A 10,367-nucleotide genomic window follows, 5' to 3' on the forward strand; every position below is an offset into this window, starting at 1 on the left:
CCCCCGTCGAGCAGCGGCGGCCTTTCGGCGGCGATTCGGTCTCCCGGTCGAGCCTGCCGCGGATGCTGCGTCGGCGGCGGTCGAGGGGCTGGACTGGCTCGCCGAGCTGGACCTTCGGCAGGCCCTGGCCGGCATCGAGGTGCCGGTGGATGTCTGGCTTGCGCCGGCGGACCCACTGGTGCCGGTCGACTGGCCGAGCCACCTGAATCTGCCCGCGCACCTGCGGGTGAACCGTTTCGCGCAACCGGGTCACGCCGCCTGGCTCGACCACGTCGCCGAGCTGGCGGGCGCGATCGCGTCGCCTCGGTAGGCGCCGAGGCCTTGGCCACTCGGGTCACCCGACAATGAAGCATCCCGTCGTCGGGCGTCGATCGAACCGAATCGCTCGCCGCCACCCACCACCATTCGCGAGTTTCTATTTCCCGGTATGTCTCCCTTACCTCCCTTTGATCTGCGCCGTGTGCGCGAGCGATTCAACCGCGCGGCGAGCGAGTACGACCGTCACGCGGCGGTCCAGCGCGAGATCGGTCGACGGCTGGACGAGCGGTTCGGCTGGCTCAAGCTCGATCCGACGCGCATCCTCGATCTCGGATCGGGTACCGGTCAGATGGTGCGTGCCATGCGCCAGCGCTACCCGCAGGCCGACGTGGTGGGGCTGGATCTTGCCGAGAACATGCTGCGCTGCCTGCCGCGGCGGCGTTGGTGGTCGCCGCATCGCGCCGCCGTGGCGGCCGACATGCATGCGCTGCCGTTCGCCGGCGGCAGCATGGACGCGGTGGTCTCCAATTTCGCCGTGCAGTGGAGCGATCGGCCCGATGCCTTCTTCGGCGAGGTCGCCCGGGTATGCGCCTCGGGCGCCCCGTTTGCGTTCACCACGCTGGGACCGGACAGCCTGCAGGAAATAAGGCGCGCCTGGGCCGAGGTCGACCCCTCGCCCCACGTTCACCAGTTTCTCGACATGCACGATCTGGGGGATGCATTGGTCTCGGCGATGCTGGCCGACCCGGTGATGGATCGCGAGACCCTGACGGTCACCTATCCGACGGTCGATGCGCTGCTGGCCGATCTCCGGGGGGTTGGGGTCGGCAATGCGCAGGCGGGGCGGTCGGCGGGCATGACCGGGCCGAGGGTCTGGCGCCGGTTCCGTGACGCGCTGGCCGGCCAGGCGGTCGATGGGCGCATCCCCCTGACCTATGAAATCGTCTACGGGCTGGCCTGGGGCACGGGGGTGTCGCCGATAGCCGCGCCCTCCCATGGGGTCGTGGCTGCCGACTGAGCCGGGGCGGTGAGGCATTGTGGCGGCCGCGCAACAGATAAAACTTGCGCGCGGATCAATCAGGTTTGCTTATGCATGGGCGAAATGCCCGCTAACTGGTTGAAAGCCCGTCGTGGCGGCGTGTGTCACGCGAGTAAATTAGTAAATTCATAGGTTTTTGTCGGCAGGGGATTCGATTATGATTGCCGACCGCGAAAAAGGGTCTGGCCGACGCGGCCGGGATGAACCTAAAAGTCTGGAGGGGTCACGATGTCCACCACAACAGCTTCGGTAGCGACCGAGCAGTACAACTACGGCATCGTCAAGAAGTTCGCCATCATGGCCATGATTTGGGGCGTGTTGGGGATGCTTGCCGGTGTGTATATTGCCAGTGAGCTGGCATGGCCGTTTTTGAACTTCAACATCGCCGAGATCACCTTCGGTCGTCTGCGCCCCGTGCACACGACCCTGGTGATCTTCGGTTTTGGTGGCAGTGCGTTGTTCGCAACGTCCTACTACATCGTGCAGCGCACCTGCCAGGCGCGCCTCTGGGGTGGCAAGCTGCTGCCCGAACTGACCTTCTGGGGTTGGCAGCTGGCCCTGGTGCTGGGTGTCATCACCTACATGGCCGGTTACACCCAGGGTCGTGAGTACGCCGAGTTCGTCTGGCCGATCGACCTGCTGATCACCGTCGTCTGGGTGATCTACTTCGCCGTCTACGCGATGACCCTGGTCAAGCGCAGCCAGCCGCACATTTACGTGGCGAACTGGTTCTTCATGGCGTTCATCCTGGCTACCGCGCTGTTGCACATCTTCAACAACCTGCAGGTGCCGGTCGCCTGGAACAGCCTCGAGTCCTACGCGCTGTTCGCCGGCGTGCAGGATGCGATGACCCAGTGGTGGTACGGCCACAATGCGGTCGGCTTCTTCCTGACTGCCGCCTTCCTCGGCATGATGTACTACTTCGTGCCCAAGCAGGCCGGTCGCCCGATCTACTCCTACCGCCTGTCGATCGTGCACTTCTGGGCGCTGTCGTTCCTCTACATGTGGGTGGGCGCGCACCACCTGCACTGGACCGCGCTGCCGGACTGGGTCTCCACCCTCGCGGCAACCTTCTCCATCCTGCTGCTCCTGCCCTCCTGGGGCGGCATGATCAACGGCATCATGACCCTGTCGGGCGCCTGGGAGAAGCTGCGCACCGATCCGATCATGCTGTTTTTGATCACCGCGTTGGCCTTCTACGGCATGTCGACCTTCGAGGGTCCGATGATGTCGCTGAAGTCGGTTAACGCCCTGTCGCACTACACCGACTGGACCGTCGGCCACGTGCACTCCGGCGCGCTGGGCTGGGTCGCGATGATCACCATCGGCTCGTTCTACCACCTGATCCCGCGTCTCTGGGGTACCACGCTGTACTCGACCAAGCTGGTGTTCGTCCACTTCTGGCTGGCCACCATCGGTGTCGTGCTCTACATCGTCGCCCTGTGGGTCGCCGGTATCGGCCAGGGCCTGATGCTGCGTGCCTTCGACCAGTACGGCAACCTCGCCTACACCTTCATCGAGACCGTCTCGTTCCTGCATATCCCGTACGTGGTGCGTGCCATCGGTGGTGCCTTCTTCCTCTCGGGCATGCTGCTGATGTCGTACAACATCTACATGACGATCTCGGGTGCCCGTCAGCCGGCATCCGATGAAGGCCGCGACGCCGTTGCTGCCGCCGCACGCTAAAGGATTGAGGTTAGGTGAATGAAACACGAAAGCATTGAAATCAACTCCGGCCTGCTGATCGTCCTCACCCTGGCGGTCATCAGCATCGGGGGGCTGGTCGAGATCGTCCCGCTGTTCCACATCGAGGAAACGGTCGAGGAAGTGGACGGTGTCCGTCCCTACACCCCGCTCGAGCTGCGGGGCCGTGACATCTACGTCCGCGAGGGCTGCTACACCTGTCACTCGCAGATGATCCGTCCGTTCCGTGACGAGCAGCTGCGTTACGGCCACTACTCGCTGGCGGCCGAGTCCCAGTACGACCACCCGTTCCAGTGGGGCTCCAAGCGCACCGGTCCGGACCTGGCCCGTGTGGGCGGCAAGTACTCCAACGAATGGCAGACCCAGCACCTGGTCGACCCGCAGTCGCTGGTGCCGGAGTCGATCATGCCGGGTTACCCCTGGCTCCTGGAGAACGAGCTGGACTACAGCCAGATCGAGGACCGCATGGTGGCGCTCAAGCGCGTCGGCGTGCCGTACTCGCAGAGTCAGGAAGAGTACGACGCCAACGTCGAGCAGTTCGGCGCCGACATGGCCGAAAAGCTCCACGTCGGCAACGCGACCGAGGTCCTGGAAAGCCAGGCCGGTGCGCAGAACTGGGACGGCGATCCGAACCGCATCACCGAAATGGACGCCCTCGTGGCTTACCTGCAGATGCTGGGCACGATGGTCGACTTCTCCAAGTACGAAGACGGCCACTTCAACCAGTTCCGTTGATACTTGAAACCGCCACCGTCGAGGTGATCTCTTGATTGGCGATATTTTTGCGTGGTTGGGCGACATGGAGAACAGCAAGCCGTTGGCGCTGGTTCTGTTCTTCAGCGCGTTCGTCGGCATCATCCTTTACGTCTACACGGGCAAGAAGCGCAAGCAGCGTCTCGAGTCGTACAAGGACATCCCCTTCATGGACGACGACGAGCTCGACCCCACGCATGAAAAGAAACAACAGGTGAAGAAAGATGAGTCAAACGGAAAATAAGCAGGGGCAGGTCGAGACCACCGGGCACGTCTGGGACGGCGATCTGCGCGAGTACAACAACCCCCTGCCGCGCTGGTGGCTGTGGGCGTTCTACGTCACCATCGTCTTCTCGGTGGTTTACTGGATCCTCTACCCGGCGTGGCCCTATGGCGACAGCTACACGAAGGGCATCAACACGGTCGAGTACACCGTGGAAGGGGAAGACGGCGAAGAGAAGACCGTCAGCGAGCACTGGAACACCCGTGCGCTGTTCACCCGCGACATGCAGTCCAGTCCCTCGGCCCTCGCCCAGGAAGAATGGGTCGGCAAGGTCAAGGACATGAGCTTCGAGGAAATCGAGCAGGATCCGGACACCCTGCAGTTCGCCATGTCGATGGGCAACTACACCTTCGGTGATTACTGCGCGGCGTGTCACGGTGCCGGCGGCCAGGGCAAGATCGGGCTGTTCCCGAACCTCGCCGACAACGCCTGGCTCTACGGCAACTCCTACGAGACCATCGTCGACAAGATCAACAACGGCATCCAGGGCAACATGCCGGCCCAGAACGTCGCGGAGGACAAGATCGACGACCTGGCCAAGTACGTGCTGAGCCTCTCGGGTGAGGCCGAGATCAGCGGCGAGGCGGCCAGCCGCGGCAAGCAGGCGTTCGCCAGCTGTGCCGGTTGTCACGGCGCCGAGGGCAAGGGCAACGAGGCCATGGGCGCACCGAACCTCGCGGATGCCATCTGGGGCGTGGCCGACGTGCCGGGCTGCGGCGATGACGTGGCCTGCAAGGTCGACGAGATCAAGCACGTGGTCAACAACGGCATCCAGCGTGAAATGCCGGCCTTCGGTGACCGTCTCACCGAGACCCAGGCGCGCATGCTCGCCATCTACGTTCGTCAGATGGGCGGCAACTGATCGGCAGACATGGATCGCCAGCGGCGCCGTCGCGCGCCGCTCACGCCAAGGAAGAACACCGGCCGTCTGGTCGGTGTTTTTTTGTGTCGGCGTTGGCGCTGGCGGCGGCCGTTGACTGTTTTCGTTGGCGGAAAAAAACGGTGCAAACGAGCAACGGGGATCGTCGCCAATCCCGGGTAACCATCTTGGGTTTAGAGAAAAACCCTATGGGATATAAGATATTCCCGATGCACCAATTCGGAGACTGATAGATGGCCCATCACGACGATCCGAGCTACCCGGCCGAACCGCTCTACCAGGCGCGCGAGCCGATTCATCCCAAGGCGATTCACGGGCGGTTCCGCCGCTTCAAGGACATCGTGTTGCTGGTGGCCTACGGCGTGTTCTTCCTGTTGCCATGGGTGCGCTGGGAGCGCGGCGTCGGGCCGGATCAGGCCGTGATGTTCGACATTCCCTCGCGCCGCTACTATCTCTTCGATCTGGTCATCCACCCGCAGGACATGTTCCTGCTGGCCGGTTTCCTGATTCTGGCGGCGTGGCTGTTGTTCTTCGTGACCGGTCTCGTGGGTCGGGCGTTCTGCGGCTATTTCTGCTTCCAGACCCTGTGGACCGACGTGTTCATGAAGGTCGAGGCCCTGGTGCAGGGCGATCGCAACAAGCGCATGCGCCTAGAAAAGCAGCCCTGGAACGGCGAGAAGATCGCGAAGAAAGGGCTGACCGTCGCGATCTGGACCCTTATCGCCTTCTGGACCGGGTTTACCTTCACCGCGTACTGGGCGGACGCCCCGCAGCTGTTCGTGAGCTTCTTCACCCTGGACGCGGTGAGCGCGGCCTACATCACCACGGGCATCCTCACGGCAACGACGCTGATCGCCGCCGGCTTCGCCCGCGAGCAGGTCTGCATCTACATGTGCCCTTATGCGCGCTTTCAAAGCGTGATGTTCGACAAGGAAACCCTGCTGGTCTCCTACGATGCCGCGCGCGGTGAGGGCGAGGCCGGTCGCCAGCCGCTCAAGCAGGGGCTGATGACACTCGAGGAACGCCACGCCCAGGGCGTGGGCGATTGCATCGACTGCAAACTCTGCGTGCAGGTCTGCCCGACGGGCATCGACATCCGTGACGGGCTGCAACTCGAGTGCATTTCCTGCGGCTTGTGCATCGATGCCTGCGACCAGATCATGACCAAGCGTGGCTGGCCCACCGGCCTGATCCGGTACGCCTCCGAGCAGGAACTGGAAACCGGCGAGAAGCCGAACCTGCTGAAGTTCCGGACGATCGGTTATGGTGTCGCGACCGTCGCGGCCACCGTGCTGCTGCTGTACGGCATCTTTGCCCGTGCGCCGGCCGATTTCTCGGTCCAGCAGGTGCGCCAGCCGCTGTTCACCACCCTGGCCAGCGGTGACATCCAGAACAACTACAACGTCAAGATCAACAATAAGCTGCAGGAGCCGCTCGAGTTCGACCTGGCCATCGACGGGCTGCCCGAGGCGACGTTGAGCGTTGTGGGCGATTTCGACTCGCTCGAGGTACCCGCCGACGGGTCACGCAAGTACCTGGTGCATGTGCGTGCGCCTCGGGATGCGCAGGTCGAGCGGCGCGAGATACAATTCGTCCTGACCGAGGAAAACGGACGTATCGAACCTCTCGAGCACGACGCGAGTTTCGTGTTCCGCTGATTGTCCGCCTTCACGCGCCCCGTTCCGACAGCGGCCGTTGGTCGGGGCCATTACCCAACCGGATTTCTGACATGGCTGTATTGCTTCCTGCCGCGCTCGGCCTGACCCTCATCCCGATCCTGTTCTTCCTGCTGCGTTGGCGCTTCCCCACGGCCGGTCGGCAGATCGCCTTCATCCTGGGGGCGCTGGCCCTGGCCGCCTACGCCCCCTACGCCATCATCAACTGGCCGGGTCTGGACGTGGTGGCGATGGTGGTCGCGATCCTGGTGATGACCGCCTTCATCCTCGGCTTCATCTCGCCGCCCAAGCACGCCGAGTCGCAAAAGATGGCATTCCATCGTGGGCCGGCGACGATCATTGCCTTCTTTGCCGTGCTGATCCTGCTCGATTCGATCTTCCTCACCATCGCCACGACCGGGCTGAGCGAGAACGTGGCGCGTCAGATCCTGCCCGAGCCCCAGGGTGGTCCGGTCGCCACTTCCTACTTCCCCGGCACGGTCGCCCACGACTACCAGGAAAAGGTGCGCGCCTTCGAGGCCTATGACGCGGCCCGCGAAGAGCAGTCCGAACGGGGCTGGCAGATCCGCCGCGGCTGGGTGGGCGAGCCGGTGGTCGACGAGGCCACCCCGTTTCGTATCCAGGTACTCGACCGCAATGGCGAGCCGGTGACGGGGGCGTCGGTCGAGACCCATTTCCTGCGCCCGTCGAGCCAGGACCTGGATTTCGTCAAGGGCATGAGCGAGGTTGAGCCGGGCGTATACGAGGCCACGGCGACGCCGACCCGTCCCGGACGCTGGGAGGTGATCGTCGAGATTCGCCGCGGCGAGGACCGCCACCAACTGCGCGGCACGACCGACGTCGCTGCCCGTTGATCGTCGCCGAGTGGTTGACGCGATCAAGCGATGACGGCTGAAGCGAGGACCGAGGCGCGCCCCGAGGCCGCGGCGCCGGGCGGCGACGCGGCCTGCTTCCATTGCGGACTCCCCGTGCCCACCGGCGCGGACTACCGCGTGCGGGTGCTCGGCGAGCAGCGCGAGATGTGCTGCCCCGGTTGCCAGGCGGTTGCCCAGGCGATCGTCGAGGCCGACATGGAGGACTACTACCGCCACCGCACCGAGGCCTCGCCGCGCCCGGACGACGATCTCGAGCGCGTGCTCGAGGAGCTGGCGATCTACGACCGCCCCGAGATGCAGAAATCGTTCGTCGCCAATCGCGACGGCGAACGACGCGAGGCCTCCCTGATCCTCGAGGGCATCGTCTGCGCGGCCTGCATCTGGCTCTCCGAGCGCCACGTGCGCCAGCTGCCCGGGGTGGAATCCTTCTCGGTGAACTTCACCACCCACCGCGCCCAGGTGGTCTGGGACAACACCCGGGTACAGCTCTCCGACATCCTGCGGGCAATCGCGGCGATCGGCTACCGGGCCTACCCCTACGACCCCGAACGCCAGGACCGGGTCTACCGGCGCGAACGCCACGACATGATGCGTCGCCTGGCGGTCGCCGGGCTGGTCTACCTGCAGGTGATGATGATCTCGCTGTCGCTGTATTTCGGCGACTTCCTGGATCTGTCCGACCAGCTCCGGTATTTCTTCTGGTGGGTCAGCCTGGTGCTGTCGACCCCGATCGTGCTCTATTCGGGGCAGGCCTTCTTCCGGCCAGCCTGGCGGGACTTGAAGCAGCGACGGGTGAGCATGGATCTGCCCGTGTCGATCAGCATCCTGCTGGCCTACGGCGGCAGCGTCTACGCGGTGCTCACGCACAGCGGCGAGGTCTATTTCGACTCGGTCACCATGTTCATCTTCCTGCTGCTCGCCGGGCGATTCCTGGAGCAGGGTGCGCGCCACAAGGCCGGCGAGCTGGCCGAATCACTGAACAAGCTGGTGCCGCAGGTCGCCAATCGCTTCGAGTCCGACGGCTCGGTGGCGGTCATCCCGGCATTCGACCTGGTCCCCGGTGATCGCATCCTCGTCCGGCCCGGCGGGCCGGTGCCCGCCGACGGGGTGGTGATCGAGGGCGAGAGCGGCGTCAACGCCTCGATGCTGACCGGCGAGAGCCTGCCGGAGTTCAAGCGCGCCGGCGATCGCGTCTCGGCGGGCACCGTCAACACCGAAAGCCCGCTGGTGGTCGAGGTCGACAAGGTCGGCCAGGACACGATGGTGTCCTCGATCGTCCGACTGATCGACCGGGCCCAGTCGCAAAAACCGCGGATCGCCGAGACGGCCGACCGCTTCGCGCGCAAGTTCGTCATCGGCCTGCTGGTCACCACCGCGCTGGTGACGGCGGCCTGGCTGGTGATCGACCCGTCGCGCGCGTTCTGGATCGCCGTGGCGATCCTGGCGATTACCTGCCCCTGTTCGCTGTCGCTGGCCACGCCCGCGGCGATCGCCGTGGCGGTGGGGCGCCTGACCCGTTCGGGCTTGCTGGTCACCCGGGGGCGGGCGCTGGAAGGCCTGGCGCGGGTCACCCACGTGGTGTTCGACAAGACCGGCACCCTGACCACCGGCGAGCTGATGGTGCGTGACATGGAACCCCTTGCCGATGTGGACTCCGCGCGCCTGGCGGACATGGTCGCGGCCCTCGAGCAGTACGCCGACCACCCCGTCGGTCGGGCGCTCGCCGCCTGGGGCAACGAGCACGCTCACGGAGCGGCGCCGGCGGTCACGGAGGTCGAGAGCGCCAGCGGGCGAGGCGTGAGCGGGTACGTCGATGGTGAGCGCGTTGCCGTCGGCAACGCCCGCCTGATGGATGAGCTGGGGATCGCCCTTCCCGAACGCGAGGCGGCGGTCGACGAGCTGGTGGTCTGGGTGGCGCGGGGCTCCACGCCGATCGCCCGCGCCGTGCTCAGCGATCGCTTGCGCGACGACGCCGCCGAGGTGGTGGAGCGGCTCAAGGGGCAGGGGGTCTCGGTGTGGCTGCTGTCCGGCGACCAGCCCGACCGGGCCGCGATGATCGGCCGGCACCTGGGCGTGGACCACGCCGAGGGCGGCCTCCTGCCCGAGGACAAGATGGAACGCGTCGCCGCGCTACAGGCCGACGGGGGGCGGGTGCTGATGGTGGGTGACGGCGTCAACGACGCGCCGGTGCTCGCCTGCGCGGATGTCTCGATGGCGATGGGTGGCGGGACCGCGGTCGCCAAGCACAGCGCCGACATGGTGCTGCTCAACGACCGGGTGGCCGAGACGGCCTTCGCGGTGGGTTATGCCCGGCGGACCATGGGCGTGATCCACCAGAACCTGACCTGGTCGGTCTGGTACAACGCCATCGCGATCCCGATTGCCGCGCTCGGCTTCGTGCAGCCCTGGCTGGCGGCGATCGGCATGTCGGTCAGTTCGATTGCCGTGATCGGCAACGCCCTGCGCCTGCGACGAGGCTAGGGCGGAGTAGCCACCCGAGTGGGGACTTAGGGAAACTCTGCACGATTCGATGGCATCTCTGGCTCGCGGGTTTGCCCGCAATCAAGGCGCCGGACCGAAGACGGGCTCGTTGCCCGTCGAGGGACGGCAACGCCGAGTGCGGGCAAACCCGCGAGCCCCATTCGGGCGGGCCTCCAAGGGCCCATCTGCGGCGTTGCCGCCCTTGTAAAGGGCGACGGCCCTTCACGGCGGACTGCGCCTTGCATCTGGGCCCTTGGAGGTCCCGCAGAGACGTCATCGAATCGTGCTGAGTTCCCTAGCTGTGGAGTCTCATGAGGTTGTCCTCGGGTAACCCAAGGACGCTGATGGGCGGTTTATGGTCAAGGCTGCCATGTTGCCGGTGCCAATTGTAGTCATGCAGCCATCTGGGTAAGTGCTG

The 10,367-nt window shown here is 65.2% G+C and carries 8 protein-coding genes and 2 pseudogenes; 9 read left to right on the plus strand and 1 reads right to left on the minus strand.

The genetic code is table 11. The features are described from left to right. The 9 genes and pseudogenes from FAZ79_RS11495 to FAZ79_RS10575 form a co-directional block, all read left to right on the plus strand. A pseudogene (locus FAZ79_RS11495) lies at positions 1–310 on the plus strand (hypothetical protein); the annotation flags it as partial. Positions 311–460: 150 nt separating this feature from the next. Continuing rightward, entirely contained in the window at positions 461–1,276 is an 816-nt protein-coding gene (gene bioC / locus FAZ79_RS10540; RefSeq protein ID WP_231505798.1) for a malonyl-ACP O-methyltransferase BioC, read from the plus strand. A 249-nt stretch (positions 1,277–1,525) separates the two neighbouring features. Further along, the gene (ccoN, locus tag FAZ79_RS10545; protein WP_136867928.1) at positions 1,526–2,983 is read left to right on the plus strand and encodes a cytochrome-c oxidase, cbb3-type subunit I; all 1,458 of its coding nucleotides are present in this window, start codon (positions 1,526–1,528) and stop codon (positions 2,981–2,983) included. A gap of 18 nt (positions 2,984–3,001) precedes the next feature. Continuing rightward, positions 3,002–3,736 (plus strand): cytochrome-c oxidase, cbb3-type subunit II, encoded by a 735-nt coding sequence (gene ccoO, locus FAZ79_RS10550; RefSeq protein WP_136867929.1) that lies wholly within the window; start codon positions 3,002–3,004, stop codon positions 3,734–3,736. Between the two features lie 64 nt (positions 3,737–3,800). Beyond that, positions 3,801–3,998 (plus strand): cbb3-type cytochrome c oxidase subunit 3, encoded by a 198-nt coding sequence (locus tag FAZ79_RS10555; RefSeq protein ID WP_136867930.1) that lies wholly within the window; start codon positions 3,801–3,803, stop codon positions 3,996–3,998. Continuing rightward, positions 3,979–4,899: a cytochrome-c oxidase, cbb3-type subunit III gene (gene ccoP, locus FAZ79_RS10560; protein WP_136867931.1), complete on the plus strand. Its 921-nt coding sequence runs from the start codon at positions 3,979–3,981 to the stop codon at positions 4,897–4,899. The genes FAZ79_RS10555 and ccoP overlap by 20 nt, the downstream gene beginning before the upstream one ends. A gap of 251 nt (positions 4,900–5,150) precedes the next feature. Then, positions 5,151–6,575 carry a cytochrome c oxidase accessory protein CcoG gene (gene ccoG / locus FAZ79_RS10565; protein ID WP_136867932.1) on the plus strand — a complete coding sequence of 475 codons (1,425 nt, stop codon included), beginning with the start codon at positions 5,151–5,153 and terminating at the stop codon, positions 6,573–6,575. Between the two features lie 71 nt (positions 6,576–6,646). Beyond that, positions 6,647–7,447, plus strand: coding sequence for a FixH family protein (locus FAZ79_RS10570; protein WP_136867933.1), 801 nt, complete (start codon positions 6,647–6,649; stop codon positions 7,445–7,447). 30 nt (positions 7,448–7,477) lie between these two features. Then, entirely contained in the window at positions 7,478–9,949 is a 2,472-nt protein-coding gene (locus tag FAZ79_RS10575) for a heavy metal translocating P-type ATPase (protein ID WP_136867934.1), read from the plus strand. 295 nt (positions 9,950–10,244) lie between these two features. On the opposite strand, the pseudogene FAZ79_RS10580 reads toward FAZ79_RS10575, so the two are convergent. Then, positions 10,245–10,367 (minus strand): annotated as a pseudogene (locus FAZ79_RS10580) (IS481 family transposase); the annotation flags it as partial.

The organism is Guyparkeria sp. SB14A (genome assembly GCF_005096345.1).
Classification (GTDB): Bacteria; Pseudomonadota; Gammaproteobacteria; order Halothiobacillales; family Halothiobacillaceae; genus Guyparkeria; species Guyparkeria hydrothermalis.